This window comes from Burkholderia cepacia (genome assembly GCF_001039005.1).
Lineage (GTDB): Bacteria > Pseudomonadota > Gammaproteobacteria > Burkholderiales > Burkholderiaceae > Burkholderia > Burkholderia theae.
In genome coordinates, this window is the sequence record NZ_LDWR01000011.1 from 199,550 (window position 1) to 225,421 (window position 25,872).

Sequence of the window (25,872 nt, forward strand, 5' to 3'; positions counted from 1 at the left end):
GCCGGGGTCGCGCATGGGTGACCGAGTCCTCTCCTGGGCACCATCTGTTTTTAAAAAGGTCGGCTTCTAGCCGGCCTTTTTCTTTTTCAGACCCGGGAAGCCCTCCTGGGTACTACTTGATTTCTGAAAAAGGTCGGCTGTTGCCGGCCTTTTTTCATTTCCGGTTCCGCGGCAATCGCACGCCCACCAAACGAATTCCGAATTTTTCGCTCCTCGGTATCGCCGATCCATCCCCGTTTCCCAGGGCCCACGCCCTCCCTCATCCACGACAAAACCGGGATTTCCCTAGGCTGACATACCGGCGCTCACGCGGTTAAATAAATCAACGTGATTTATTTAATGCGTCGCCGAGCGGCGCAACATGGAAGGAGACGCCATGAGAAGCCCGCACTTCGGCCAGGGAAGCAATTCGGCCAACGTGCGCCGTTACAACGAGCGCCTGTTGCTGAAGACGCTGCGCCGCGCGGGCAGCGCGTCGAAGGCCGACCTCGCCCGCCTCGCGAGCATGACGGGCACGGCGGTCGGCAGCATCATCGCATCGCTCGCCGACGCGAAGCTGATCGAATCCGCGGGTCGCACCGAAGGCCAGCGCGGCCAGCCGGCCTCGCTGATCCGCCTCGACCCGCGCGGCGCGTTCGGCATCGGCGTCCATCTCGACCGCATGCGCATCGAGACGGCGCTCGTCAACTTCGCGGGCGACGTGCTCGGCCGCCGCTCGCACGACACGCTGCTGCCTCCGCCCGCCGACGTGCTCGAAATCGTGCGTCACGACATCGACGCGATGCAGGCCCTGCTCCCCGACCACGAACGCGCCCGCCTGACCGGCATCGGCGTTGCGCAGCCTTACAACCTCGGCGCGTGGATGCGCGAACTCGGGCTCGCGCCCGACACGTTCCGCGCGTGGGAAGACGTCGATTTCGCCAGCGACCTCGGCCGCATGCAGTCGCTGCCGGTGTTCGGCGAAAACGACGGCAATGCGGCCGCGATCGCCGAGTTGTTCTACGGATACGGCCGGCAGTGCGACGACTTCGTCTACCTGTTCATCGGGCCGGCGATCGGCGGCGGCATCGCGATCGACGGCGACTGTCTGCGCGGCGTGACCGGCAATGCGGGCGACATCGCCGTGATTCCGGTGCCGCCGAGTCGGCTGGTTTCCGCGCCGCCGCCGCGCGGCCCGTGGGACATCCTGCTCGCGCGCGCGTCGCTGCATGCGCTCGTGCGCCATCTGCGCCATCACGGCGAGACGGTCGAGAACCGCGCCGATCTCGAAGCGTGCATCGCCCGCGGGCTGCCGGCCGTCGACGAGTGGATCGACGACTGCGTCGACGCGCTGGCGCCGGCGTTGCGCGCGGTACTGTGCGTGGTCGATGCGCCGGTGGTCGTGCTCGACGCCGATACCGACGCAGGCCTCCTCGACGCGGTAACGACCCGCCTGCGCGCGGCGCTCGTGGCCACCGCGCCCGAAGCGCGCGGCACGCCGGTGCTCGTGCGCGGTACGTTCGGCGCCGACGCCGGCGCGATCGGCGCGGCGACGTTGCCGATGTTCTTCAATTTCTCCCCGCGGGCCGGCATCCTCAAGGGCGCCCGCACCGACTCGCAGGAGGTGAACCATGTCGCGATCTGAGTCGCCCCGCCCGCTGCTCGAAATGCGCCGGATCAGCAAGACGTTCCCGGCCGTGCGCGCGCTCGACAACGTCAGCCTGACCGTCTATCCGGGCGAGATCCATTCGCTGATGGGCGAGAACGGCGCGGGCAAATCGACGCTGATGAAGATCCTGTCGGGTGCGTACCGCGCCGACGCCGGCGGCGAAATCCTGATCGACGGCGCACGCATCGACATCGACAGCCCGCTCGCCGCGCGCGATGCGGGCGTCGCGGTGATCTACCAGGAGCTGTGTCTGTCGCCGAACCTGAGCGTCGCGGAAAACATCTACATCGGCCGCGAACTGCGCCGCGGCAACCGGCGCTGGGGCACGATCGACCGCGCGGCGATGGCGCGCGGCTGCCAGGACGTGCTCGCGCGCCTCGGCGCATCGTTCGGGCCCGACACGCTCGTCGACACGCTGTCGATCGCCGAGCAGCAGCTCGTCGAGATCGCGCGCGCCGTGCACACCCGCGCACGCATCCTCGTGATGGACGAGCCGACGACGCCGTTGTCGTCGCGTGAAACCGAACACCTGTTCCGCCTGATCCGCCAGTTGCGCGCGGAAGGTCTCGCGATCATCTACATCAGCCACCGGATGGCGGAGATCTACGAACTGTCCGACCGCGTGTCGGTGCTGCGCGACGGCGAGTACGTCGGCACGCTCGAACGCGAATCGCTGTCGGCCGAGCGCCTCGTCGCGATGATGGTCGGCCGCGACATCTCCGGCTTCTACAAGAAGGAACACGCACCGTACGATCCCGGCCACCTGCTGCTGTCGGTACGCGACATCGCCGACGGCGCGCGCGTGCGCGGCTGCAGCCTCGACCTGCATGCCGGCGAGGTGCTCGGCATCGCGGGGCTCGTCGGTGCCGGCCGCACCGAACTCGCGCGGCTGATCTTCGGCGCGGAACCGCGCGTGCGCGGCGACGTAAAGCTGGACGGCCGCACGTTCGGCGCGCACTCGCCGCGCGACGCGATCGATGCGGGCCTCGTCTACCTGACCGAGGACCGCAAGCGCCAGGGCCTGTTCCTCGACATGACCGTGCGCGACAACATCAACATCTCGGTCTGCAACCGCGATGCGCGGCTCGGCGCGCTCGACCTCGCACGCGGCGCCGAACGCGCGCGCGACGCGATAACGTCGCTGTCGATCCGCGTGCCCAACGCGAACGTCAACGTCGGCGCGCTGTCGGGCGGCAACCAGCAGAAAGTGCTGCTGTCGCGCCTGCTCGAGACGAAGCCGCGCGTGCTGATCCTCGACGAACCGACGCGCGGCGTCGACATCGGCGCGAAATCCGAGATCTACCGGATCATCAACGAGCTGGCCCGGGCCGGCGTGGGTGTGATCGTGATCTCGAGCGAGTTGCCGGAGATCATCGGCGTCGCGGACCGCGTGCTCGTGATGCGCGAAGGCGAGATCGCGGGCGAACTCGGCGGCCACACACATACGCCGATCACGCAGGAAGCGATCATCGCGCTCGCGACCGGCTCGCAGGCTGAACTCGCCGACGCACACTGAGCCGCGCTCTTTCATTTTTCTCTTACATTCAGGTTACCGAAATGATCAACCCGACCAAGCAGCGGAACCTCGCTTCCGCGACGGCCCATCCGGTGGGCGATCGTACTCCCCCGTCGCGCGTCGCCGATCATCGCGCACGCATGCAGTCGCTGATCCGCACCGCCGGCATGCTGCCGGTGCTGCTGGTGCTGTGCATCGGCTTCGGCTTCCTGACCGACGGCTTCTTCACGCTGCAGAACCTGTCGATCGTCACGCAGCAGGCATCGATCAACATCGTGCTCGCCGCCGGCATGACCTTCGTGATCCTGACGGGCGGCATCGACCTGTCGGTCGGCTCGGTGCTCGCCGCCGCGGCCGTCGCCGCACTGCTCGCGTCGACGATCCCCGGCTGGGGCTGGCTCGGCGTGCCGTTCGCGCTCGCCGTCGGCCTCGTGTTCGGCGCGATCAACGGCGGCCTGATCTCGTTCCTGCGCCTGCCGCCGTTCATCGTCACACTCGGTGCGATGACGGCCGTGCGCGGCGTCGCGCGGCTGATCGGCAACGACACGACCGTGTTCAATCCGCAATTGCCGTTCGCGTTCATCGGCAACGGCTCGATCCTCGGTGTGCCCTGGCTCGTCGTGATCGCGTGCGCGGTGATCGCGATCTCGTGGTTCATCCTGCGCCGCACGGTGCTCGGGATGCGGATCTATTCGGTCGGCGGCAATCCGGAAGCCGCCCGCCTGTCGGGCATCAATGTGCGGGCGATCCAGCTGTTCGTATATGCGGCGTCCGGCCTGCTCGCGGGCCTCGGCGCGGTGATGTCGGCCGCGCGGCTCTATGCGGCCAACGGCCTGCAGCTCGGCCAGTCGTACGAACTCGACGCGATCGCCGCGGTGATCCTCGGCGGCACGAGTTTCGTCGGCGGCGTCGGCTCGATCGTCGGCACGCTGATCGGCGCGCTGATCATCGCGGTACTGACAAACGGCCTCGTGCTGCTCGGCGTGTCCGACATCTGGCAGTACATCATCAAGGGGCTCGTGATCATCGGCGCCGTCGCGCTCGACCGCTATCGCCAGCGCGATTCGGCGCGCACCTGAGCCCTTCCCGTCCATTCAACCTTGCGGCGCAGGCAGGTCCTCCTGCGCCCGTTCGCCAACCGACCTCACGGAGACACAACGACATGTTCAAGCACAAAGCCGCCCTGACCGCCGTCGCCTGCGCGCTCGCCTTCAGCGCTTCCGCCGCACACGCGGCCGACAAGCCGCTCAAATCGATCGGCGTCACGGTCGGATCGCTCGGCAACCCGTACTTCGTCACGATCGTCAAGGGCGCCGAAGCGCGCGCGAAGCAGATCAACCCGAACGCGAAGGTCACAGCCGTGTCGGCCGACTACGACCTGAACAAGCAGTTCACGCAGATCGACAACTTCATCTCCGCACACGTCGACATGATCCTGCTCAACGCGACCGACCCGAAGGCGATCGAACCGGCAGTGAAGAAGGCGCAGGCGGCCGGCATCACGGTCGTCGCGGTCGACGTCGCGGCGGCCGGCGCGAACGCGACCGTGCAGACCAACAACGTGAAGGCCGGCGAGCTGGCCTGCGACTACATCGCGAAGAAACTCAACGGCAAGGGCAACGTGATCATCGAAAACGGCCCGCAGGTGTCGGCCGTGATCGACCGCGTCAACGGCTGCAAGACCGTGCTCGCGAAAAGCGCGGGCATCAAGGTGCTGTCGAGCGACCAGGACGGCAAGGGCTCGCGCGAAGGCGGGATGAACGCGATGCAGGGCTACCTGACGCGCTTTCCGAAGCTCGATGCGGTGTTCACGATCAACGACCCGCAAGCGATCGGCAGCGATCTCGCCGCGAAACAACTCAACCGCCCGGGCATCGTGATCACGTCGGTCGACGGCGCGCCCGATATCGAAGTGGCGCTCAAGTCCAATACGCTCGTGCAGGCATCGTCGAGCCAGGACCCGTGGTCGATGGCACAGCAGGCCGTCAACGTCGGCTACGGCATCATGAACGGCCAGAAGCCGGCCAATCCGATGATCCTGATCGAGCCGACGCTCATCACGCGCGACACCGTGAAGACCTACAAGGGCTGGAGCACCCCGCGCTGATCGCGCCGCCCATCCGCGAAACCGGGCAGTGCCGGGCCGTGTCGCCGCGCGCGACGGCCGGCGCCGCCTGCCCGCTCACTTCAACCGCCGCGCGGCCGCGCGCAATGGTGCGGCACAAGGTTTTCACATGACGACGTTTCCCCGCCTGATCGTATTCGGCGAAGCGCTGACCGATTTCATCCGCGACGACGCGCAGCACTGGCACAGCATCGCCGGCGGCTCGTGCTGGAACGTCGCGCGCGTCGGCGCGCGGCTCGGCGTGCCGACGGCCTTCGCCGGCACGGTCAGCCGCGACATCTTCGGCGACGAGCTGATGCGCAAGAGCGCCGACGCCGGGCTCGACATGCGCTTCATCCGGCAGGTCGACCGCGCGCCGCTGCTCGCGATGGTCGTGTCGAAGCAGCCGCCCCATTATTTCTTCATCGGCGAGAACAGCGCGGATCTCGCGTTCGATCCGGCAGACCTGCCCGCCGGCGCGCTCGACGCGGCCGAGATCGTGCACGTCGGCTCGCTCGGCGTCGTGCGCGAGCCGCTCGCGTCGCGCCTGATCGAAATTGCGCAGGCCGCGCGCGCGGCCGGCAAGCGAATCTCGTTCGACCCGAACTTCCGTGCGCCGATGGCCGCGCCGTCATATCGCGACACACTGCGCCGGCTGGCCGCGCTCGCCGACTGGATCAAGGTATCCGACGAGGATCTGCGCGGACTGTTTCCCGAACTCGACGAAGCGGCCGCGCTTGCACAACTGCGAGAGTGGGCGCCCGACGCGACGATGCTTGTCACGCGCGGCGCAGCCGGCATGCAGCTCCTGCATCGCGACACCGAGCTGTTCCAGCCTGCGTTCCCGACCGAGGTCGCCGACACGGTCGGCTGCGGCGATGCGAGCATCGGCGGCTGGCTCGCGAGCCAGCTTGCACGGCCCGGTGCAGCGGCGGCCGAGCATCTGCGCTACGCCGCCGCATGCGCGGCGGTTGCCTGTGCGCATGCAGGTGCGTATGCACCGACGGCTGCCGAAGTGGCCGACATGACCAACCGCCCTGCCGCCGCGGCGCTGTCGCGATAGGCGGCGCCTACGCGCCGCCGTGTCACGCGGCGGTCGTTCCGTCGCCGCCGCCCGGCTGCTTGCCGGCCTGCAGCAGTTGCAGGCTTTCGTCGACGCTCAGCTCGGACATCGCATCGTCGTGCAGCGTATCGTCCGCCGCACGACGCAACGCATGCAGCGCGTGCATCTTGAGCCGCACGAGCGCGAGCCGCAGCCCGCGCGCCGTGCATTCGGCCGCGAACGTGCGCAACGATTCGATCGTCGTGCCGTCGACATCCGGCGTTTCCTCGAGGCTCAGCAACACGGTATGCGTGTCCGGCGCGGCCTTCATCAGCGCACGCACGCGATTCAGCATCCGGTCCGCGTTTGCGAAGAACAGCTGCGCCTCGGGCCGCACGATCAGCACGCCCGGCACCGGCTTCGCGTCGGCATGGCTCGCGACGTCGACGAAATCGTGGCTGTCGCGCAGCCGGCCGAGCACGCTGACGTTCGGTTCCGACAGCTTGCGCAGCGTCAGCAGCAGGCTCACGCCGATGGCCGCGAGCAGCCCGTGCAGCACACCGAGCACAAGCACCGCGAGCAGCGCCGCGATCACGACGAGCCGGTCGCGATGCCACGCCCAGTACGGCCGGAATACGGACGGATGCAGCGAGTGGCTGACCGCGAAGATCACGATTGCCGCGAGCACGGGCTCCGGCGTGCGCGCGAGCTGCGGCAGCAGCAGCCAGACGATCAGCGCGACCACGCCCGCCGCCCACAAGCCGGCAAAGCGCGACTGCGCGCCGGCCGCTTCGTTCGCCGAGGTCGCCGAATAACCGGCGCCGACCGGCATCCCGTGCAGCAGGCCCGACACGAGATTCGCGCACCCGAGCGCAACGAGGTCGCGGTTCGGCGACACGCTGTCGCCGTGCTTCAGCGCGAAGTTGCGGATCGATCCGTACGACTCCGCGTACAGGATCAGCATCAGCGCAAACGCGAGTTCGACTGTCTGCATCCACGCATTGCGGTCGAGGTTCGGCAGACCGAATTCAAGGTGTCGGAAGTCGATATGGCCGACGATCGCGATCCCGTACCGCTGCCAGTCGACCGCATAACCGACCGCGATCGACAGCACGATCACGACGAGCGTCGCGGGCACGCGCGAGCGGCGCCCGAGCGCGAACAGCAACGCCAGCGCGATTGCACCGAGCACGACACTCGCGAGGTTCGCATGCGGCGCGCCGGTGATCAGGTCGAGCGCAACACGCGGCGCATCGCTGTGCTGCACGGAAATCGCGAGGATCTTCGGCAACTGCTTGATGACGATCGTCAGTGCGAGGCCGAACGTGAAGCCGCGCAGCACGGGCCGCGCGACGAAATCGGACATGCCGCCGAGCCGCGCGGCACCGGCCAGGATGAACAGCACACCCGTCATCGCGACGAGCGCCGCCGCGAGCGCGAGTTGCGCGGCAAGCGCCATCCCCGATTCCGCGAGCACGGTTGCCGCGAGCACAGCGGCCGACGATGACGTCGACGACACGATCGCAAAACGGCTGCTGCCCGTGAGCGCATAGACGACGAGCCCCGACAGCAGCGCGATGAGACCGGCCTGCGGCGGCAGGTTGGCCAGCCCCGCATACGCGACCGCCTCGGGTATCAGCAGGCCGGCGATCGACAGGCCGGCCAGCGCATCGAGCCCGATGCGCCGCGTACGCGGTGGCGGAGGCGCATCGAGCGCGGTGAAATGGTCGGCATGCTGCGGGCCGGCGTCCGGGCGGATCGGGGTGGTCGTCATGAGGCGGTCGGTGCCGTGCGCCGGTCAGGGTTTGACGGCGATGACGCCCGACCAGCCGGGCAGATAACGCGCGTCCTGGTCGTGCGCGCGGTGCAGTGCGACGTCGAGCGCCTTCGCGAAGTTCTTGCGGATCTGGTCGAGCGACACATGCTGGCGCAGGTAATCGGCCCACAGGAATTCGCTGAACGGCGTCGCGTCCTTCGCATAACCGCCCGCCGTGCGCAGCTCGCCGGCGAGGCTGCGGTAAGGGTCGTCCTCGAGTCCGGTCAGCGCCTTCGGCAAATGCGCATAGTCGCGGCGCGACCCGTCCGCGCCGAACGGATGCACCCACTGGTTGTGTTCCATGATCCGCCAGAAGATCGTGTTGTCGAGCCACGACAGATCCTTCAGCAACATCGCGTTCACGCGCGACTCGCCTTCCTCGATCAGCGCGAGGCCGAGATGGTGGTGATCGGTGATGTAGTGCAGCCCGTCCGGGCCGAGGACGGCCGGAAACCAGTGCGATTCGATCGCGGCCTTGCGCGCACGCTTGTCGAGCGCCTTCCAGTGCTTGCGCTTCGCCTTGACTTCGCGATAGCCAACCGTCATCTGCGTCGGACGCAGCGCGTCGAGCCTGACGGGAATGAGATGAACGTCGGTGCCGAGTGCCATGGTCGTACCCCATGTTGCGAAATTCCGGCAACGATACTCCTGATCGCGCGAGCCGTTAATACGTCATGACCTCGATACGCGTCCGATTGACGATCTCTGACAACCGGTCGCGCCTGCGCACAACGCTGCGCTACGCGCGCAGATCGTTGCGCTCGAGACGATGACGGATGTAAGGAATGCCATCGTGCACGACGCTCACGCGACGCATCCCGAGCTTGCGCGCGACGTTCAGCGAGCCGGTGTTGGCCTCCGCGATATCGGCGATCACGCGCGGCAGCCGCACGGTGTCGAACGCGTGACGCACGACGGCCGCCGCGGCTTCGCTCGCGAAACCGCGCCCCCATGTCGTGCGCACCAGCCGCCAGCCGATCTCGACGTCGCGCGCACCGTCCGCATAGTCGGGAATCAGCAGGACCCAGCCGATGAACGCATCGGGCGCGGCCTTCTCGAAGATCGACCAGTAGCCGAGGCCCGGCGGATAGTCGCGCGTGATCCGGTGCGTGACGAAACGGCGATGCTCGACGGGATCGTGCCACGGGCCCGCGATGTGCCGCGTCACCTCGGGATCGCGATCCATCGCGATGCACGCATCGAGATCGGCCAGCACGCGCGGACGCAGCCACAGCCTGGCGGTTTCGAGCACGGGCAGCGCGGCGGCGGAACCTTCGGTCATCGGGACTCCTGATTCGGTGACGATGCGCGTCGAGCGCATTACGAAATTGATACAAAAAGCCTTCCGGAATGATACAGATGCCTGTCGCTTGTCTCGCGCGGCGCCGTTTCCGTTTTCGAAACAGTTCATTTCGTAGGGATTATTCCCGATTCGACATTATCGCGCCCCACATCGCGCGGCGCGGCGGCCTACACTCGATCAATGCCCCCGCACAGCGCGCAAGCCGGACCGGCATCCGCATGCACATCGTGAGCGCGCAAGCCAACGAGGAGACCTCGGACATGAGCTGGACCCGCGAACAACGCAACGTCACGATCGCCGCCTACCTGGGCTGGACGCTCGACGCGTTCGATTTTTTCCTGATGGTTTTCGTGCTGAAGGACATCGCCGCGGAATTCTCGTCGACGATCCCCGCCGTCGCGTTCGCGCTCACGCTGACGCTCGCGATGCGCCCGATCGGCGCGCTGATCTTCGGCCGGCTCGCCGATCGCTTCGGCCGACGCCCGACGTTGATGGTCAACATCGCGTGCTATTCGCTGCTCGAACTCGCGTCGGGTTTCGCGCCGAGCCTGACCGCGCTGCTCGTGCTGCGCGCGCTGTTCGGCATCGCGATGGGCGGCGAATGGGGCGTCGGCTCCGCGCTGACGATGGAAACCGTGCCGACCCATGCGCGCGGCCTCGTGTCGGGTCTGCTGCAGGCCGGCTATCCGAGCGGATACCTGCTCGCGTCCGTCGTGTTCGGCCTCTTCTACCAGTACATCGGCTGGCGCGGCATGTTCATGGTCGGCGTGCTGCCCGCGCTGCTCGTGCTGTACGTGCGCTCGCACGTGCCCGAATCGCCGGCGTGGAAGCAGATGGAGAAGCGCCCGCGCCCGAGCCTCGGGGCCACGCTGAAGCAGAACTGGAAGCTCACGATCTACGCGATCGTGCTGATGACCGCGTTCAACTTCTTCTCGCACGGCACGCAGGATCTTTATCCGACGTTCCTGCGCGAACAGCATCACTTCGATCCGCATACCGTGTCGTGGATCACGATCGTGCTGAACATCGGCGCGATCGTCGGCGGCCTGTCGTTCGGCGCGATCTCGGAGCGGATCGGCCGGCGTCGCGCGGTCTTCATCGCCGCGCTGATCGCGCTGCCCGTGCTGCCGCTGTGGGCGTTCTCGAGCGGCCCGATTGCCCTCGCCGCCGGTGCGTTCCTGATGCAGATCTCGGTACAGGGTGCGTGGGGCGTGATTCCGGTTCACCTGAACGAGATCTCGCCCGACGAGATCCGGGCAACCTTCCCCGGCGTCGTCTACCAGCTCGGCAATCTGCTCGCGTCGGGCAACGCGACGATGCAGGCATCGCTCGCCGTTTCGCACGGCAACAATTACAGCCTGGCGCTCGCGCTCGTGGCCGGCATCGTCGCCGTCGTGATCGCCGTGCTGATCCTGTTCAGCCGCGAGCGGCGCGGCATCGACATGACGCAATCGGTCAATACGCGTAGCGCGGTCAGCTAGATCCGCGCATTGCCGCATCGCACCATCGCGCGTGCCCCGCCCCGCCGGGGCCGCGCGCGATACTTTCCGCATTCGCACATCGAACTAGAGGAATTTGTCCAGATTCCCCGCTTGCCCGCTCGGCCCGTGATTTTTTATCTTAATAAAAACGACTGTTTGAATCAGATAATCAAATCACCTGTTCGCGGCCGGGCAACCGGCATGGGAGGCGGAACATGGCAGTAAGTCAGGAGGGGCGACCGTCCGCTGGACGACCGTCCGGGGCGCGGTCATCCGGCGCTCGGCAGACTGGCGGGACGAAGGCGCGCATCCTCGATGCGGCCGAGGACCTGTTCATCGAGCATGGCTTCGAGGCCATGTCGATGCGGCAGATCACGTCGCGCGCGGCGGTCAACCTCGCCGCGGTCAACTATCACTTCGGCAGCAAGGAAGCGCTGATCCACGCGATGCTGTCGCGCCGGCTCGACCAGCTCAACCAGGAGCGCCTCGGCATCCTCGACCGCTTCGATGCGCAGCTCGGCACGCACATCACCTGCGAGCACGTGCTCGGCGCGATGTTCATTCCCGCGCTGAAGGCATCGCGCAATCCCGACCGCGGCGGGCCCGGGTTCCTCCGGCTGATCGGCCGCGCGTACACCGATCCGTCGCCGTTCGTGCGCAACTTCCTGACCGCGCACTACGCGAGCGTCGCGGGCCGCTTCTTCGATGCGTTCCAGCGCGCGTTGCCGCATCTGCCGCGCACGGAGCTCGGCTGGCGGCTGCACTTCGCGATCGGCGCGCTGTCCGGCGCGCTCGCGGGGGCCGAAACGGAAAGCCTGATCGACGAGTTCTCGCAAGGCCGCACGATGAACGACGTGCAGATGATCGCGCGGCTGTCGTCGCTGATCGTCGCCGCGCTGAAGGCGCCGATGCCCGACAGCGCGCAGCTGTCGATCTTCGCGGCGGTACTCGACGACGCAGGGGCAAGCGAAGCGTTCGGGCTGCTGCCGGGTGCGGCGGCTGCCGACACGGCGACGCTGCATTCCACGAACTGAGCGCGCGAGGCCACGCGCGGCTTCCTGTTCACGATTTTTCATACGCGCGGTCACGCGGGGCGCCGAGGCGCCCGTGCTGATCGACCGCGAAGCATCACGCACCGGCAGGCGATAACGCGCCTGCCGGTGCCGAAAGCCAAGACCGGAGATACGTCATGTCAGCTTCCGCAGCATCCGCAGCGGCCCAGGTTCCGCCGAACACCGACGGCATCTGGTACGCGTCGTACCCGCCCGGCGTACCGCACGAAATCGACGTCACGCAATACGCGTCGCTCGTGCAGTTCTTCGACGAATGCACGACCCGTTTCGCCGACCGCGTCGCGTACGTGAGCGCAGGCGCATCGATGACCTACCGCACGCTCGCCGGGAAAGTCGACGCATTCGCGTCCTATCTGCAAAGCATCGGCGTGAAGCCCGGCGACCGCGTTGCGATCATGCTGCCGAACACGTTCCAGTACCCGGTCGCGCTGTTCGGCACGCTGAAGGCCGGCGCGATCGTCGTCAACGTCAATCCGCTCTACACCGCACGCGAGCTCACGCACCAGCTGAAGGACAGCGGCGCGCAGACGATTGTCGTGTTCGAGAACTTCGCGCGCACGCTGCAGGACGCGCTACCGGACACGCAGGTGAAGAACATCGTCGTCACCGCGCTCGGCGACCTGCTCGCCGATGGCTTCAATGCGAAAGGACGCCTGATCAATTTCGTGCTGAAGCACGTGAAGAAGCTGGTGCCGGCCTACCACCTGCCGCAGGCAACCCGGCTGCTCTCCGCGCTCGCGCTCGGCGCGCGCGGCAAACCGCAGGCCGTCCAGACGACGCGCGACGATCTCGCGTTCCTGCAATACACGGGCGGCACGACCGGCGTCGCGAAAGGCGCGATGCTCACGCACGGCAACCTGATCGCGAACCTGCTGCAGGCGAAGTCATGGATCGCCGACCAGGTCTCGGGCGACGTCGAAACCGTGCTCACGCCGCTGCCGCTCTATCACATCTATTCGCTGACGGTGAACGCGTTCATCTTCATGGGGCTCGGCGGGCGCAACATCCTGATCGCGAACCCGCGCGACATGAAGATGGTGATGAAGATCATCCGCAACGAAACGTTCACGGGGATCACCGGCATCAACACGCTGTACAACGCGTTCCTCGATAACGAGGAATTCCGCCAGCGCGACTTTTCGAAACTCAAGCTCGCGATGGCGGGCGGCATGGCAATGCAGCGCGCGGTCGCGGAGCGCTTCCAGCAGGTGACGGGCCGGCCGGTCGTCGAAGGCTACGGCCTGACCGAATGCTCGCCGATCGTCACGATGAATCCCGTGGACCTGAACGACATGGCCGCGTTCAGCGGTTCGGTCGGCCTTCCCGCGCCGTCCACCGTCGTGCGCTTTCGCCGCGAGGACGGCACCTGGGCCGCCATCGGCGAGCCCGGCGAGCTGTGTGTGCACGGTCCGCAGGTGATGCGCGGCTACTGGCAGCGCCCCGACGAAACGGCAAAGGTGATCGACGCCGACGGCTGGCTCGGCACCGGCGACATCGGCGTGATGGACGAACGCGGTTTCATCCGCCTCATCGACCGCAAGAAGGACATGATCCTGGTGTCGGGCTTCAACGTGTATCCGAACGAGATCGAGGAAGTGCTCGTGATGCACCCGGGCATCAGCGAAGCCGCGGCGATCGGCATTCCGGACGACGTGCAGGGCGAACGGATCAAGGTGTTCGTCGTGCGCCGCGACCCGTCGCTCACCGTCGACGACGTGCTCGCGCACTGCCGCAAGAACCTGACCGGCTACAAGATGCCGAAATTTGTCGAGTTCCGTGACGCGTTGCCGCAGACGAACGTCGGCAAGATCCTGCGCCGCGCCCTGCGCGACGAGGAACTCGCCAGAATCAAGGCCGCGAAACAAGGCTGAACGATCCATCGCTCCGGGAGACGCTGTCGATGAACGAAGAAATGAAGCACCGCGCGCGGCTTGCCGCCGCCGCGGCAGTTGCGTGCATGCTGTCGTTCGCGCAGGCCGGCCTGCATGCGCAGGAAACGGCCGACGCCGCGAGCGCGGCGCAGGGCATCGCGCTGCCGGCGGACCTGGCGAAGGTCGCACGCGAGCCGGTCGCGCAGCAGGCGCGCTGGCTGCGCACGGCCGCGCAGCGCGGCACGCTCGCGCAACTCGACGACGCGACGCTTTCGGCGCTCTTCAAGGCCCTCGATCCGCTCGCCGTGCCGCTCTATATCCGTAACGGTCCTAACGGCTATCCGTCGTACCAGTTCACGATGGTGCGCCAGGAGCGCATCAGCGGGAAATGGTCCGACACGCCCGATCGCATGCTCGTGAAGACCACCCGCGAGCCGCTGCGGGTGTATGCAAAATGGCTGCCGGGCGGTGCGCATGCCGGACAGGAGACCCTCTACGACACGACGCAGCGCAAGGACGAGATGTATGGCCATCTCGGCGGCCTGCTCGGCAAGATTCCGCTGTGGACGGCACTCGACGGCGCACTCGCGCGCGCCCAGTCGAATCACCAGGTGAAGGATCTCGGCACCGAGTTCATCACGAACCTGTACCTGACCGAAGGGAAGAAATACGAGGAAGCCGGCGTGCAGCGGCCGACCCAGGTGGAAGCGAAGACGATCGGCGGCGTGCGCGTCGTCGCGCTCACCTACGAAACGCCGACCGGCCGGCCGCAGTTCTACGCGAAGAAGGAAACCCTCGGGCTCGACCTGCATGCGCCCTATTTCCGGACCGTCGAGTCCTATGACAACGACGGCAGGATCTTCGAGCGGATCGTCATCGAGAAAATCGCGCCGGCGACGCTCGACGACACGGCATTCGACCCGAAAAACCCCGACTACGCGTTCTGATGCGCGCCGGCGGGGTCGAACTTCGGATCAATCGTCGTCATCGTCGCCATGGTGCTTGCGCCAATGCTTGTCATAGTGCCGGTGCCACTTCCGGTAGCGATCGTCGTCCTCATCGCCGTAGTAGCCGTATCCGTAGCCCGGATAAGCGACCACGGCCGGCTGCGGCGCTACATAGACCGGCGCCGGCTCGACATAGACCGGCGCGACCGGTACGCCGATGCCGACCGACAGATCGACATGCCCCGCCATTGCACTGCCGGAAGCCAGCAACGCAATGCCCCCGACCCACCCTGCCCATTGCCTCTTGTTCATGTTCTGGATCCCTGATATACCGGCCCGCCCGGCTCGCGACGCTAATGTAAGCGCCGCGCACACACCGAGGTGATACGGCGCTGCGAGAGTCGTAACGCGACGTAACGAAACAGCTTTGGCCATTCGGCCTAATCGCGAAAATGCGCTGCAACGTCTATAGTGGGTTACGGTTCGACACAATCACGACTGCGCGCATCCCGATCGAACAAGGTAGAATTCCGCCAAACGGCTTGTGGACGAACACGCCACACACACGCACAACATATTCTCTGACGCAGGCTCCTGCCGCACCTCAATGGCCAATCCCGCAGAATCCCATCCGCAAAACGACTTCATCAATTCGGCGCGCAAGGAACGTAAGCGCGTTGAAATCTATCTCGTCAACGGCATTCGTCTGACGGGGTGTATCGAGTCGTTCGACCAGTACCTGGTGATGCTGCGCACCCCTGTGGGTCTGCAAGGCATCTACAAGCGCGCGATTTCCACGATCCAGCTCGACACGGGCGGTTCGCGCCCGGGCGGCGGCGGCCCCCGCGGTCCGCGCCCCGGCGGGCGCCCCGGCGGCCGTGAAGGCGGCGGTCACAGCCCGTACGGCTCGCACGGCGGCCCGCGCGAATCGCGCGGCGACGGCGGCTACGGCTCCCGCGAGCCGCGTGAGGGTTACGGCTCGCGTGAACCGCGCGAAGGCTACGGCGCGCCGCGCGAACCCCGCGAAGGCTACAACAGTGCGCCGCGCGAACCGCGCGAAAGCTACGGCGCGCCGCGCGACACCGGTGACGCGTCCGGCAACACGTCGCCGTCGGATTCACGTGGCGGCAACGGGCCGGTGATCGTCACGCGCCGCCGGCGAATCGTGCCGGACGGCCAGTAAAACAAAAGGGCAAGCCAACCGGCTTGCCCTTTTTCCTTGTGCGGCCGGCGCGGCATGTCGCCGCACCGCCGCCGCCGAGTTCAGCGTGCCGTCGTCGGCAGGCCTGCGTCGGCCTCGCGCTGCAGCGAACGCACCTGCTGCTGCAATGCACGCAGTTGCGACTGGAGTTCGGCCTGTTGGGCCTGCAACGCCGTCGTCTCGCTGCGGACGCTCTTCTGGCGATCCGCGACCGCCGCCTGCTGCTGGCGCGCGATCGAAATATCAGCCTGCAGACGCCGCGCGCGGTCCTGCGTGACTTCGATCTGCTTGTCCATTTGCGCCTTCTGCGATTCCAGCTTCGCCGCGCGCAGTTCGTTGACGGCCAGCCGCTCCGCCTGGCGCGAGAAATCGCGATAGATCGCTTCCGCGCGCGTTTCGTCGAAGGTCTTGATCACGCGCCAGAACGCCTTCTGCTGGAACAGTGCGACGAAGTACGCACCATCCTTCACGTTGAACAGCAGGCTCGCACCGTAGCTGCCGTTGTAGCTCGTGCGCATTTCCGTCAGCGTGTGCGCCTGGATCTGACGCTGCAGATCGTCGACCGTGCTCGGCCCCGTCGACTCGCCCGCCTGCGGCTGCACCGACGTCTGGACCTGCTGATCGATCACCGGAATCGCGGCCACCGGCGCCGACGCCTGCTGCACCGCCGGCGAAGTGCTGTCTGCCAACCCCTGCGCGTAAGCGCCCTGAATGCCTCCCACCATGGCGAGCAACACGCACGCCCGCCCCAACCCCGTCATATGGCTCATGAAGTTTTATTCCCGCCCGTGTCGTTGTAATTCAGCGCGATTTTATCTCATTAATTACTCGCTTTCGCGTGTCTCGGGCTCTTCGTCGAAGATCTGATATTTGCGCATTTTTTCCCACAGTACCTTGCGGCTGATGCCGAGCTGCTGCGCCGTGTCCTGGCGCCGCCAGCCATTTGCGTCGAGCGCCGCGATGACGCGATTGCGCTCGTTCATGTCCCACTTGCTGCGATCGACGAAGACCTCGGCCGCGCTCTCCGCCGGCACCGGCTGGGCCGAGTTGCGCGCGTGCGCAATCAGCCGCTGCAGCCGTGCGGCATCCCACCCGCCCGTCTGCCGCACCGTCACGCCGACCCGCTCGGCGAGGTTGCGCAGTTCGCGCACGTTGCCGGGGAAATAGCTGTCCGCGACCGAATCCGTCAGCCAGTACGGCAGATCGGACAACTCGGCGAGCCGCTCCTCGCCCACGACCTGTGCGACGAACGACTTGAACAGCGCGATCTTGTCGACCGCGCCGCGCTCTTCCAGCGACGGAATGCTCAGCTCGATCACTGCGAGCCGGTAGTAAAGATCCGCGCGGAACAGCCCTTCCTTCACGAGCTGCGGCAGCTTCTTGTTGCTCGCCGCGACCAGGCGGAAATCGACCTTGATCGGCGCCGTCGCGCCGACGCGCAGCACCGCGCCATCCTCGAGCACGCGCAGCAGCTTGACCTGCTGATACAGCGGCAGATCGCCGACTTCGTCGAGGAACAGCGTGCCGCCTCCCGCCTGCTCGAAATAGCCTTTATGCGCAACAACCGCGCCCGTGAACGACCCTTTCGCATGGCCGAAGAACAGCGATTCGAACAGGCCGTCGGGAATCGCACCGCAGTTCACCGGCACGAATTCGCCGTGCCGGTAGCGCGAATGCTTTTCGTGCAGCAATTGCGCGATGCGCTCCTTGCCGACGCCGGTTTCTCCGTGCAGCAGCACGTTGGTGTCGCAGTCGGCGAACGTATCGACTTCGTGCAGCAGCGCCTGCATCGATTCCGAGTGCGCGACGAGTTCGGACGGCTGAGACGTTTCGGCCGTGTGCGCACGCAGTTGCGTGACGAGCTTGCCGATCATTCCGCGCAGTTCGGCGCAGGTGAAGTCGAGCGGCAGGATATGCGAATACTCGGGCGGGTACTGCGACGAGTCGTGGTCGCGCGCCGCGCCGACCCAGACGACCGGCATGCCGATGTTGGCCTGCCAGTCGCGCAGGAACGCTGCGCCGATTTCAATCATCGTCACGCTGATGATCGCCAGCGACGGCCGCAATGCGGCGCGTTCGGGCGAGATCTCCGCGTTGTCCGCGCGGATCACTTCGACGTCGAAGCTCGCCATGCATCGGGCGACGCGGTCGACAATGTCCGCCTTGCCTTCCCAGACGTACAGGTCGAGCTCTTCGATTGCGGGCGTGGTTCTCATCGGATCTGCTTATTCAGTAAACCGTTTGGGCGACCCCGCAGCTGAGCGAGATCTGGTGGACCGTCGCTGCGCCAACCTGGACGCCAAGCAGATTCAGCAACGGTACGAGGACTGCGTCGAGGCTCGAAAGGAGCGGGCCGAGCAGGCCAGTCAAAAAAGTGAGCAACGTGGAGACGAAATTCCCCGGGACCGACAGAACGTTGACGCCGACCACGCTGAGGTTGACGTTGATATTCGCGGCCGCGAGTTGCGTAAGTGCCGAACTGAGCGCCGAGCCGAGCGCATTCGAGTTCACCGTCCAGTAGTCCGCATCGATTCCCGGTACCCCACTGAAGGTATGCGATTGGGAAGCGCCTTGTACCTGAACCGATACATTGGACAAGGTCGCCGTCAGCTGCGCAATCCCCAGCACATTCGCGTTGATGATCTGCCCGGGCGACTTGCAGCTGTAAGTCGACGACAGGCTGATCTTGCCGGACGAATCGAGCGGCGGCTGGCCGATGCACAGATTGGCAACGCCCGGTTGCGCGGTAATGACGACGGTGCTCGCCGCCTGCGTGGCGGCACATTGTGTCGAGTTCAACGTCGCGGTGCCGGTACCTACTTGCAGATAGATCGGCAGATTGACATCGACATTCACGTTGAGCAAAGCCAGCAACGCGCCGAGCAGCGGCAACTGCGTCGTGCCAAGATCGACATTGAGATACACCCCCACCGCGGCAGTCGAAGCGGTCGTCCGCCACGTTCCCGTCGACGGATCGATCCCGCCCTCGCCGATGCCGATCGACGGTGGGCTGATGATCTGCACCTGCAACTGCGTCCCCGTCAGCCCGCCGAGATTCAGCGACGGCACGTTGACCGTCACCGCCGGCTTGCCCGTTGCAGCGATCTCGGCGCCGACGAGCAGCAGGTCGAGCAGGTCCACCTGCGCGTTGAGCGCCGCCTGCGTATCCGCAAGTGCGACGTTCAGCAATCCGCCCGCCCCGCCGAGACCGATCGACGTCCCCGGAACGTTGGCGCTCAGAATCGCCTGCAGCGTGGCGAGGCTCGCCTGCAGATTTGCGTTCGCGACAGACGTTTGCGTTGCCGCGTTCACCATCAGTTGAACCAATTGCGGCAACGTGAGCTTCAGCGCGAGCAGCTGATCGACCGTGCCGACGCCCGCCGCCACGACGAGGTCGCCGACCTTCACGTTCGTGCAGGCGAGCGCTTGATACGACCCGATGTTCAGATTCAGGCTGGCGCCGAGCAGCCCGCCGATCAGTCCGTTGACGAGCCCCGGATTACCGGACGTCGGCGCGGATCCTCCGGCGCAACCGACGCCGCCGAGTGCGGCAAGGGTTGCACCGACCGAGAACGTATCGATGTTCGTCGAGCGCGCGGTCGATACCGCGGACACCGGCTGCGGTGGTCCGACGAAGAAGAACGGCACCTGACGCGTAACGATCACCTTGGCCGCGTTCAACTGCGTGGCTCCGGGGGTCGCGGCCGCGTAGTAGCTGGGCTTCGGGTTGACGGCCGTATCCCAGCGACCGCATTCGACGCTGATCGTATCGCCATTCGCTGCATTGAGCCCGTTCGACACCGCATTGTTGTTCGCGGTCGCGGTCGGCTGCGTGCAGGCGTCATCCATGCGCTGCACGGCCGCGAGCGCGGCCATGTCGGCAATCCGTTGCACGTCCCGACGCTGGTAAAAGAGATTACCGACGCCGATCGCGCCGAGCGTCGTGATGGCGATCAGCGTCGCGATGATCGCCATCACCGTGAACGCGCCCCGCTGTCGTGACGCGAGGCGGAATGCGCCGCCGCTGTGTCGGGTCTTCACCGTTTCGCTCCGTCAGCGCGCGAGGTCGCCACCGGACGATCCGCCGCTGCCGCTGCCTCCACTGCTGCCGCCGCCCGACGCCGACATCGTGCCGAACCACTGCGGAATCGGCGTCTTGAACGAATCGAGATAGCGCTGATAGGCGTACGTGCCGGCCGCGCCGTCGATCGGCTGAGGTGCGGCAGCCGCACGATTCGAGCGCTGCAGGTCGAGCAGCGCGTTCGTTGCATGATCGATTTCGGACGCCGGCGGGTTGCCTTGCGCATGAGCGACACCCGCGCAAAGCATGCACGCGAACGCGATGCACGCGGTTCGCCCGCGGATTGAGGAAAGGTGAAACATGATGGCCTCCGTGAATATCGTCGTTATCGCGCGAAACGCTGCAGCAGCGGGACGGCAAGATCGATGTTGTCGCTGCTCGCAACCGACGGCACGGACGCACTGCCCGGCGTGTGTGCGATTGCACGTTGCTTCGCGCGTATCGCGGCCGTGACCTTCGTCTCGTCGTCGCGAATCTCGCCGCGCACCGCCGGCGAAAGTTTCTGCTGATCCATCAGCCGCCGCGCGTCCTTCGCGTGACCGCTCACGAGCAGATACAGCACAAAGTTGCTGAGGATTTTCGGGTTCTTCTGCTCGAGTTCAGCCGCCTTCAGCAGCGGCACGCGAGCACCGGCCAGATCGCCTTCGCGCATCCTCGAATACGCGAGATCGGACAGCGTCGCCGCATCAGTCGGCGCAAGCACGGTCGCCTGTTCGAGTTGCTGCCCGGCAAGCGCAAAATCACCGCGTGCGCCGGCGGTCAGGCCCAACCCGCGATAGCCGCGCGCGGCGAGCGGCGTCGTCAGCAGCTTCGTATAGGCGGCCACACCAGCGTCGTACTGGCCGGTCGCGCGCAATGCGTCGGCGCGAAGCAGGATCGTGTCCGGTGATGCGCCATATTGCTTTTCGTACTGGTCGATGTGCGCCAGCGACGCAAAATACAATCCCTGCCCCTGCATCCGCTCGATCAGGCCCAGGTACATGCCCGGCGTATCGGGCGGCGCACTCTTGTCGGCAGCGGCCTGCATCAGCGCGCCGCGTTCGGCCTGCGCACCGATCCCGTATCCGGATTCCTTGAACAGCGAGCACCCGCTGGCGAGCAACGTGAACGCCGTCGCGCCTGCGATCGTGCGGATCCAACCCAATCGATTCATCTTGTATCGCTCCTTCCCCTCGTGCCGCATCAGCGTTGAATCGCGGCAAGCGCGGACAGCACGGTCATGATCCCGGGCCCCGCGGTAACGATCAATAGTGCAGGCAACAGCGTGATGATCATCACGCCGGTCATCTTCACCGTCAGTCGACCGATCTGCTCGCGCAGCGTCGCACGACGCCCTTCGCGCAGGCGGTCGCCGAACTGCTTCAGCGGCTCCTGCACCGCGCCGCCGTGCTTGTCCACCTGAATCAGCAGTCGCACGATCGCGCGCAGATCCTCGTTGTCGAAACTGTTGGTGAGGCGTTGCAGCGATTGTTCGCGCGTGCGTCCGGCCGCGAACTGTCGCTGCGCCACGCCCAGCTCCCACGACAGCACGGGCAGCATGGTCTGAAAATCGTGCGTGACGACCTGGATGCTCTGGTCGAGCGACAGGCCGACGCCCTGCAGCAGCCGCAACATGTCGACGAGCAGCGGCAACTCGGCCGCAATGCTCTGCCGACGCGCGGTGGCCCGCCGACGCACGTAGATTTTCGGCAGCATGTATCCGGTCACGAGCGCGACGGAGATCCAGAGCAGCCAGCGCGTCTCGTGCTCGCGGCTGACCAGTATCAGCACGGTAAGCGCCGGCAGCAGGATCGCGCAGACAATGCGCGCGCTGACGAACAGCGCTCTTGCGCGGACGTCGACGAAACCGCACTGTTCCAGCAACTGACGATCCTCGTCGGCAATCAGATAACGGCTGAAGCCGGTCTCGAGCCATCGCATCCCGACATCTTCGAAACGCGTGCGCAGCCCCGCGAAACGTGCGCGCGGCGCAGCGGGTGCGGCGGCATCGCGCGCAGGTTCGGCGGAACCGGCTCGCACGGCGGCCGCTTCGATCGCCGCGGTGCGGCGATCGAGCGCATTCACCAGTGCACGTTCGGCACGCTGCACGAGCACGACGCGAACGATCGCGAGCGCGGCAAGCAGCAGCACGCCGATCGATCCGAGCACCAGCGCAAGCGCGCCTAAACGGTTTGCATCCATCGATTCACCTCAACCGCGCGAGCCGGTACAGCCAGAAGCCGCCCATCGCCTGCAGCACGAATGCCAGATAGATCAGCTGACGCCCGGCATCGTCGTTCCACATCACCGTGAAGTAGCGCGGGCTCGTGGCGATGACGAAGCTGCCGACCGCGATCGGCAACAGCGCCAGCACCCAGGCGGACAACCGGGTCTCGGCCGACATCGCGGACAGCTCGCGTTCCGCCTGCTCGAGATCGCGCATGAACGTCGACATCCGGTCGAGCATCACGTCCGCACGCCCGCCGTAGCGGACCGACAGACGCAGCACCGCGCCGACCAGTTCGAATTCGCGGATGCGATACCGGTGCGCGATCTGCAGCATCGCGCGATCGATCTCGACGCCGGAGCGCAGCATCTGCGACACGTCGTCGAGGCAGCGGCGCAGCGGCATCTCGGCCGTCTGGAGCGCCGACTGGAACGCCGCCGGCACGCTGTTTCCCAGGGTAACCAGCCGCACGATCCCGTCGAGAAACGACGGCAACTGACGAACGATCTTCAGGCGGCGCCGGCTGATTCGCGACGTGATCCAAAGCACGACGAGCACGCCGCCCGCAACGAGCGCGGCCGCCGCCGCGAGCACCCCGCCGGCCACGCCGGCCCACAGTGCGAGCAGCGCGATGATCGCAAGCGCCAGCACGAGGCCGGCGCGAATCTCGTCGAGACCCGCGCGGTCGGACAACACCGTCCATGCGTCGAACACCGACGCGCGCCAGCGCGCGAACCCTTGTCCCGGCTCCTGCGTATTCGCCGTACCGGCCGCCGCGGCACGCGCGGTGCGCGCGTCACCCGTCGACGGCGCGGCGCGCGCACCCTGTCCCACCCGGCTGTCGAAGAACCGTTGCGCGTGGGCGCGCCCTTCCCGCACCTGGCTTCCGCGCCACAACAGCAACCCGGCGGCCGCGCAGATCAGCGCGAACATCAGCGCGAGCAAGCTGACGCTAGACATTGAAGCCTCCGCCTCGCCCGAAGTTGCCGCCGAATCCGCCGCCGCTCGACACAAGCGTGTTGCGGAAGCGCGCAAGCTTCGGCGAATGCGGATGAATGCCGAGCGACTCCCAATGATCGATCTCGTCGCCCTCCGGCGTGACGCGTGCCTCGTAGCGATACAGTTCCTGGGTCGATACGATGTTGTCCGACATGCCGGTGACTTCGGTGATCGACAGGATGCGCCGACGGCCGTTGGACAGTCGACCGATCTGCACGATGAAATCGATCGCGTTGGCGATCTGCCGGCGCAGACTGGCCTCGGTGCCTTGAAAGCCGGCGAAGCCGGCAAGCATCTCGAGCCGGTACAGGCACTCGCGCGGCGAACTCGCGTGCACGGTGCCCATCGATCCGTCGTGGCCCGTATTCATCGCCTGCAGCATTTCGAGCACTTCGCCGCCACGCACTTCGCCGACGATGATCCGGTCCGGCCGCATCCGCAACGTGTTTCGCAGCAGGTCGCGAATCGACACGACGCCACTGCCGTCAAAGCCGCCGGGGCGGCTCTCGAGCCGCACGACGTGCGGGTGATTCAGCGACAGTTCGGCCGTATCCTCGATCGTCACGACACGTTCCGCCATCGGAATGTGGAATGCGAGCGCATTCAGCAGCGACGTCTTGCCCGAACTGGTGCCGCCCGACACGAGGACGTTGCAGCGCGCCTCGACCGCGGCCTCGAGCAGCCGGCCGATTTCCTCGTTGTAGGTGCCGTTGCCGAGCAGGTCCTCGGGTTTCAGCGGGTCCTTGCGGAACTTCCGGATCGACACGACCGGGCCGTCGATCGACAGCGGTTCGATCACCACATTGACACGCCCGCCGTCGGGCAGCCGCGCATCGACCATCGGATTCGATTCGTCGAGCCGCCGGCCGACCGGCGCGAGAATCCGTCGCACGATCCGCAGCAGATGGGCGTTATCGGTGAAGCGGATCGGCAGCTTCGACAGAATCCCGTGCCGCGACACATAGATGTCGTTGTAGCCGTTGATCAGGATGTCTTCGACGTGCGGATCCGCCAGCAGGTCCTCGATCGGCCCGAAGCCGGCGAGTTCCTTCGTCAGCGCCTCGGCAATCGCACGCACCTCGCTCTCGTTGAGCGGGATCCGCCGCAGCCGCACGAAGCTGTCGATTTCGAGATCGACGAACTGGTTGATCGCCTGCCGCGACCAACGGCCGAATTCGGCGCCCAGTTCCTCGATCCGCGTGAGCAGATGCTCGTGTGCGGCATTCTTGATGTCGTGGAACTGTTGCGATTGCGAGAACGGCGCTGCGCCGTCGGCAAATTGAATGTCCTGTGCCATCGCTTACGACCGCTTCGTAGAGGATTGAATGATTCGCCTGAGTGCCGACAGGCCGCCCGCCGCACGCTGTGCGGCTCCCGGCGACGGCGTACCCGCGAGGCGCTCGACCAGCGACCCGAGCGCACGCACGTACGGATCGCGCTCCGCGACCTCGGCAATCAGCTTGCCCTGGTTCGCGGCATGTCCGATCGATACGCGCCGCGACGGCAGCGTCGCGACCAGCGACAGTTCCAGCCGTTCGGCGATCTGCGCGGGCATCAGCCCGAGCTCGGCGTCGAACTGGTTGACGACGAGCCCGATCCGTTCGGTCGCGGCACCCACATCGCGCAACCCGTCCAGCATCTCGACTGCCGATACGACCGATGCCACGCCCTGGTCGCAAACGAGCCACGCCTCGTCCGCAAGATTCACGACCTGCGCAATGAATTCGCGATTCGGGAAGCCGCCGAGATCGACGATCTGGTGATCGAAGAACGCCCGCAGCCGGTTCAGCAACGCCGCGCACGACGCGGTTGCCACTTCACGCAGATCGGCGAGGTTCGGTGGCAGCGTCGTCAGCGCGGCGCCGCTCGAATGGCGCGCGAGCGCGGTCGTCACGAACGTGCGGTCGATCCGGCGCAGGTTGCGCACCGCCTCGACGAAATGGAATTCGCAGCGCGTGTTCAGGAACAGCGCGCCGTCGCCAGCCGGCAGCCCGAGATCGAGGAACGCGGCCGCGTGCGCGGGATCGGCGGCCCGCCGCTGCATCAGTATCGACAGGTTGGCGGCGAGCGTGCTCACCCCCATCCCGGCGCGCGCGCCGAGCAACGCAGTGACCTTCCCGTGGCGGTGCGCCGGCTCGCCGGCGTTGTCGAGCAACACGCGCGTGATGCGCAGCGCCTCGTCGGCCGGTGCGGAAAAATCGACGAAGTCGCGTACCCCCGCGCGCAGCGCGGCGAGTGCGCCCTCAGGCTGCGCAAGCGAGCCCAGCGCAACGACCGGCACGCCCGGATGCGACACGCGCACCGCAGCCACAACCGTGCTCGCCGCCGCGCAATCCCCCGAGAAATCGATGAATACGAGTGCCGGATTCAATACGCCGATACGCTGCGACAGCGCCGCACCGTCGAGCGGCGCCCCCTCGACCGCGCCGGCCGAGACCAGCGACCGGGACAGCCATTGCACGCGCTCCGCATGCGAGGATGCGCAGACGAAGTGGTCGGTGACGGCGGGCTCAGCCAAAGAATAGGTTCTCGCATTCATCTTGGATACTCCCAATGAAGCAACGCATCGCGTCTTGCGCGACGG

At 66.4% G+C, this 25,872-nt stretch carries 23 protein-coding genes; 10 read left to right on the forward strand and 13 right to left on the reverse strand.

The window, feature by feature from the left end:
* Positions 1-376 precede the first annotated feature (376 nt).
* The 5 genes from VL15_RS05980 (at position 377) to VL15_RS06000 (ending at position 6,331) form a co-directional block, all read left to right on the forward strand.
* Complete coding sequence (locus VL15_RS05980) at positions 377-1,624, forward strand: ROK family protein (protein WP_048243954.1); 1,248 nt, start codon at positions 377-379, stop codon at positions 1,622-1,624.
* Positions 1,611-3,164 carry a sugar ABC transporter ATP-binding protein gene (locus tag VL15_RS05985; RefSeq protein WP_048243956.1) on the forward strand — a complete coding sequence of 518 codons (1,554 nt, stop codon included), beginning with the start codon at positions 1,611-1,613 and terminating at the stop codon, positions 3,162-3,164. The genes VL15_RS05980 and VL15_RS05985 overlap by 14 nt, the downstream gene beginning before the upstream one ends.
* A 41-nt stretch (positions 3,165-3,205) precedes the next feature.
* Positions 3,206-4,243, forward strand: coding sequence for an ABC transporter permease subunit (locus VL15_RS05990; RefSeq protein ID WP_048243958.1), 1,038 nt, complete (start codon positions 3,206-3,208; stop codon positions 4,241-4,243).
* 83 nt (positions 4,244-4,326) lie between these two features.
* Entirely contained in the window at positions 4,327-5,271 is a 945-nt protein-coding gene (locus VL15_RS05995; RefSeq protein WP_048243960.1) for an ABC transporter substrate-binding protein, read from the forward strand.
* 127 nt (positions 5,272-5,398) lie between these two features.
* Positions 5,399-6,331, forward strand: a complete 933-nt coding sequence (locus tag VL15_RS06000) for a carbohydrate kinase family protein (protein ID WP_048244365.1) — start codon at positions 5,399-5,401, stop codon at positions 6,329-6,331.
* A 22-nt stretch (positions 6,332-6,353) separates the two neighbouring features.
* On the opposite strand, the gene VL15_RS06005 is transcribed toward VL15_RS06000, so the two are convergent.
* The 3 genes from VL15_RS06005 to VL15_RS06015 all read right to left on the reverse strand — a co-directional run bounded on the left by VL15_RS06005 (position 6,354) and on the right by VL15_RS06015 (position 9,408).
* The gene (locus VL15_RS06005) at positions 6,354-8,084 is read right to left on the reverse strand and encodes a SulP family inorganic anion transporter (RefSeq protein WP_048243962.1); all 1,731 of its coding nucleotides are present in this window, start codon (positions 8,082-8,084) and stop codon (positions 6,354-6,356) included.
* 24 nt (positions 8,085-8,108) lie between these two features.
* Positions 8,109-8,735, reverse strand: coding sequence for a ParB-like protein (locus VL15_RS06010; RefSeq protein WP_048243964.1), 627 nt, complete (start codon positions 8,733-8,735; stop codon positions 8,109-8,111).
* A 130-nt stretch (positions 8,736-8,865) separates the two neighbouring features.
* Complete coding sequence (locus tag VL15_RS06015; RefSeq protein ID WP_048243966.1) at positions 8,866-9,408, reverse strand: GNAT family N-acetyltransferase; 543 nt, start codon at positions 9,406-9,408, stop codon at positions 8,866-8,868.
* A gap of 281 nt (positions 9,409-9,689) precedes the next feature.
* On the opposite strand from VL15_RS06015, the gene VL15_RS06020 reads away from it, so the two are divergent.
* From VL15_RS06020 to VL15_RS06035, 4 genes are all read left to right on the forward strand, one after another.
* Positions 9,690-10,910 (forward strand): MFS transporter, encoded by a 1,221-nt coding sequence (locus tag VL15_RS06020; RefSeq protein ID WP_048244367.1) that lies wholly within the window; start codon positions 9,690-9,692, stop codon positions 10,908-10,910.
* Positions 10,911-11,125: 215 nt separating this feature from the next.
* Positions 11,126-11,944: a TetR/AcrR family transcriptional regulator gene (locus tag VL15_RS06025; RefSeq protein ID WP_048243968.1), complete on the forward strand. Its 819-nt coding sequence runs from the start codon at positions 11,126-11,128 to the stop codon at positions 11,942-11,944.
* 155 nt (positions 11,945-12,099) lie between these two features.
* Complete coding sequence (locus VL15_RS06030) at positions 12,100-13,854, forward strand: AMP-binding protein (RefSeq protein WP_048243970.1); 1,755 nt, start codon at positions 12,100-12,102, stop codon at positions 13,852-13,854.
* Positions 13,855-13,883: 29 nt separating this feature from the next.
* Entirely contained in the window at positions 13,884-14,801 is a 918-nt protein-coding gene (locus tag VL15_RS06035) for a DUF1571 domain-containing protein (protein ID WP_048243972.1), read from the forward strand.
* A 27-nt stretch (positions 14,802-14,828) separates the two neighbouring features.
* Here the strand turns inward: VL15_RS06035 and VL15_RS06040 are convergent, their stop codons facing one another.
* Positions 14,829-15,113: a PXPV repeat protein gene (locus VL15_RS06040; RefSeq protein ID WP_048243974.1), complete on the reverse strand. Its 285-nt coding sequence runs from the start codon at positions 15,111-15,113 to the stop codon at positions 14,829-14,831.
* Positions 15,114-15,408: 295 nt separating this feature from the next.
* On the opposite strand from VL15_RS06040, the gene hfq reads away from it, so the two are divergent.
* The gene (gene hfq / locus VL15_RS06045) at positions 15,409-15,984 is read left to right on the forward strand and encodes an RNA chaperone Hfq (protein WP_048243976.1); all 576 of its coding nucleotides are present in this window, start codon (positions 15,409-15,411) and stop codon (positions 15,982-15,984) included.
* An 80-nt stretch (positions 15,985-16,064) separates the two neighbouring features.
* On the opposite strand, the gene VL15_RS06050 is transcribed toward hfq, so the two are convergent.
* From VL15_RS06050 to VL15_RS06090, 9 genes are read right to left on the reverse strand one after another with little or no spacing between them, the layout of a single operon-like run.
* Positions 16,065-16,772 (reverse strand): DUF2968 domain-containing protein, encoded by a 708-nt coding sequence (locus VL15_RS06050; protein ID WP_048243978.1) that lies wholly within the window; start codon positions 16,770-16,772, stop codon positions 16,065-16,067.
* 54 nt (positions 16,773-16,826) lie between these two features.
* Positions 16,827-18,218 (reverse strand): sigma 54-interacting transcriptional regulator, encoded by a 1,392-nt coding sequence (locus tag VL15_RS06055; protein WP_048243980.1) that lies wholly within the window; start codon positions 18,216-18,218, stop codon positions 16,827-16,829.
* A 13-nt stretch (positions 18,219-18,231) separates the two neighbouring features.
* A complete protein-coding gene (locus VL15_RS06060) occupies positions 18,232-20,043 on the reverse strand; it encodes a TadG family pilus assembly protein (RefSeq protein ID WP_048243982.1) in 1,812 nt (603 codons plus the stop codon).
* A 12-nt stretch (positions 20,044-20,055) separates the two neighbouring features.
* Entirely contained in the window at positions 20,056-20,385 is a 330-nt protein-coding gene (locus tag VL15_RS06065; protein ID WP_048243984.1) for a DUF3613 domain-containing protein, read from the reverse strand.
* 23 nt (positions 20,386-20,408) lie between these two features.
* The gene (locus VL15_RS06070; protein WP_048243986.1) at positions 20,409-21,236 is read right to left on the reverse strand and encodes a pilus assembly protein; all 828 of its coding nucleotides are present in this window, start codon (positions 21,234-21,236) and stop codon (positions 20,409-20,411) included.
* 29 nt (positions 21,237-21,265) lie between these two features.
* Positions 21,266-22,264, reverse strand: coding sequence for a type II secretion system F family protein (locus VL15_RS06075; protein ID WP_048243988.1), 999 nt, complete (start codon positions 22,262-22,264; stop codon positions 21,266-21,268).
* A gap of 4 nt (positions 22,265-22,268) precedes the next feature.
* Positions 22,269-23,249: a type II secretion system F family protein gene (locus tag VL15_RS06080; RefSeq protein ID WP_048243990.1), complete on the reverse strand. Its 981-nt coding sequence runs from the start codon at positions 23,247-23,249 to the stop codon at positions 22,269-22,271.
* A complete protein-coding gene (locus tag VL15_RS06085; RefSeq protein ID WP_048243992.1) occupies positions 23,242-24,585 on the reverse strand; it encodes a CpaF family protein in 1,344 nt (447 codons plus the stop codon). The genes VL15_RS06080 and VL15_RS06085 overlap by 8 nt, the downstream gene beginning before the upstream one ends.
* 3 nt (positions 24,586-24,588) lie before the next feature.
* A complete protein-coding gene (locus tag VL15_RS06090; RefSeq protein ID WP_048243994.1) occupies positions 24,589-25,827 on the reverse strand; it encodes a fimbrial protein in 1,239 nt (412 codons plus the stop codon).
* Positions 25,828-25,872: the final 45 nt, after the last annotated feature.

Bases quoted from the DNA above. Each gene is read 5' to 3' on its own strand.
- VL15_RS06025 (WP_048243968.1), top strand. From the start codon at position 11,126: ATGGCAGTAAGTCAGGAGGGGCGACCGTCCGCTGGACGACCGTCCGGG.
- VL15_RS06085 (WP_048243992.1), bottom strand. From the start codon at position 24,585: ATGGCACAGGACATTCAATTTGCCGACGGCGCAGCGCCGTTCTCGCAA.
- VL15_RS06040 (WP_048243974.1), bottom strand. From the start codon at position 15,113: ATGAACAAGAGGCAATGGGCAGGGTGGGTCGGGGGCATTGCGTTGCTG.
- VL15_RS06005 (WP_048243962.1), bottom strand. From the start codon at position 8,084: ATGACGACCACCCCGATCCGCCCGGACGCCGGCCCGCAGCATGCCGAC.
- VL15_RS06015 (WP_048243966.1), bottom strand. From the start codon at position 9,408: ATGACCGAAGGTTCCGCCGCCGCGCTGCCCGTGCTCGAAACCGCCAGG.
- VL15_RS06035 (WP_048243972.1), top strand. From the start codon at position 13,884: ATGAACGAAGAAATGAAGCACCGCGCGCGGCTTGCCGCCGCCGCGGCA.
- hfq (WP_048243976.1), top strand. From the start codon at position 15,409: ATGGCCAATCCCGCAGAATCCCATCCGCAAAACGACTTCATCAATTCG.
- VL15_RS06075 (WP_048243988.1), bottom strand. From the start codon at position 22,264: ATGGATGCAAACCGTTTAGGCGCGCTTGCGCTGGTGCTCGGATCGATC.
- VL15_RS06000 (WP_048244365.1), top strand. From the start codon at position 5,399: ATGACGACGTTTCCCCGCCTGATCGTATTCGGCGAAGCGCTGACCGAT.
- VL15_RS05985 (WP_048243956.1), top strand. From the start codon at position 1,611: ATGTCGCGATCTGAGTCGCCCCGCCCGCTGCTCGAAATGCGCCGGATC.
- VL15_RS05990 (WP_048243958.1), top strand. From the start codon at position 3,206: ATGATCAACCCGACCAAGCAGCGGAACCTCGCTTCCGCGACGGCCCAT.
- VL15_RS06030 (WP_048243970.1), top strand. From the start codon at position 12,100: ATGTCAGCTTCCGCAGCATCCGCAGCGGCCCAGGTTCCGCCGAACACC.
- VL15_RS05995 (WP_048243960.1), top strand. From the start codon at position 4,327: ATGTTCAAGCACAAAGCCGCCCTGACCGCCGTCGCCTGCGCGCTCGCC.
- VL15_RS06055 (WP_048243980.1), bottom strand. From the start codon at position 18,218: ATGAGAACCACGCCCGCAATCGAAGAGCTCGACCTGTACGTCTGGGAA.
- VL15_RS06070 (WP_048243986.1), bottom strand. From the start codon at position 21,236: ATGAATCGATTGGGTTGGATCCGCACGATCGCAGGCGCGACGGCGTTC.
- VL15_RS06020 (WP_048244367.1), top strand. From the start codon at position 9,690: ATGAGCTGGACCCGCGAACAACGCAACGTCACGATCGCCGCCTACCTG.
- VL15_RS06010 (WP_048243964.1), bottom strand. From the start codon at position 8,735: ATGGCACTCGGCACCGACGTTCATCTCATTCCCGTCAGGCTCGACGCG.
- VL15_RS06090 (WP_048243994.1), bottom strand. From the start codon at position 25,827: ATGAATGCGAGAACCTATTCTTTGGCTGAGCCCGCCGTCACCGACCAC.
- VL15_RS06080 (WP_048243990.1), bottom strand. From the start codon at position 23,249: ATGTCTAGCGTCAGCTTGCTCGCGCTGATGTTCGCGCTGATCTGCGCG.
- VL15_RS06065 (WP_048243984.1), bottom strand. From the start codon at position 20,385: ATGTTTCACCTTTCCTCAATCCGCGGGCGAACCGCGTGCATCGCGTTC.
- VL15_RS06050 (WP_048243978.1), bottom strand. From the start codon at position 16,772: ATGAGCCATATGACGGGGTTGGGGCGGGCGTGCGTGTTGCTCGCCATG.
- VL15_RS05980 (WP_048243954.1), top strand. From the start codon at position 377: ATGAGAAGCCCGCACTTCGGCCAGGGAAGCAATTCGGCCAACGTGCGC.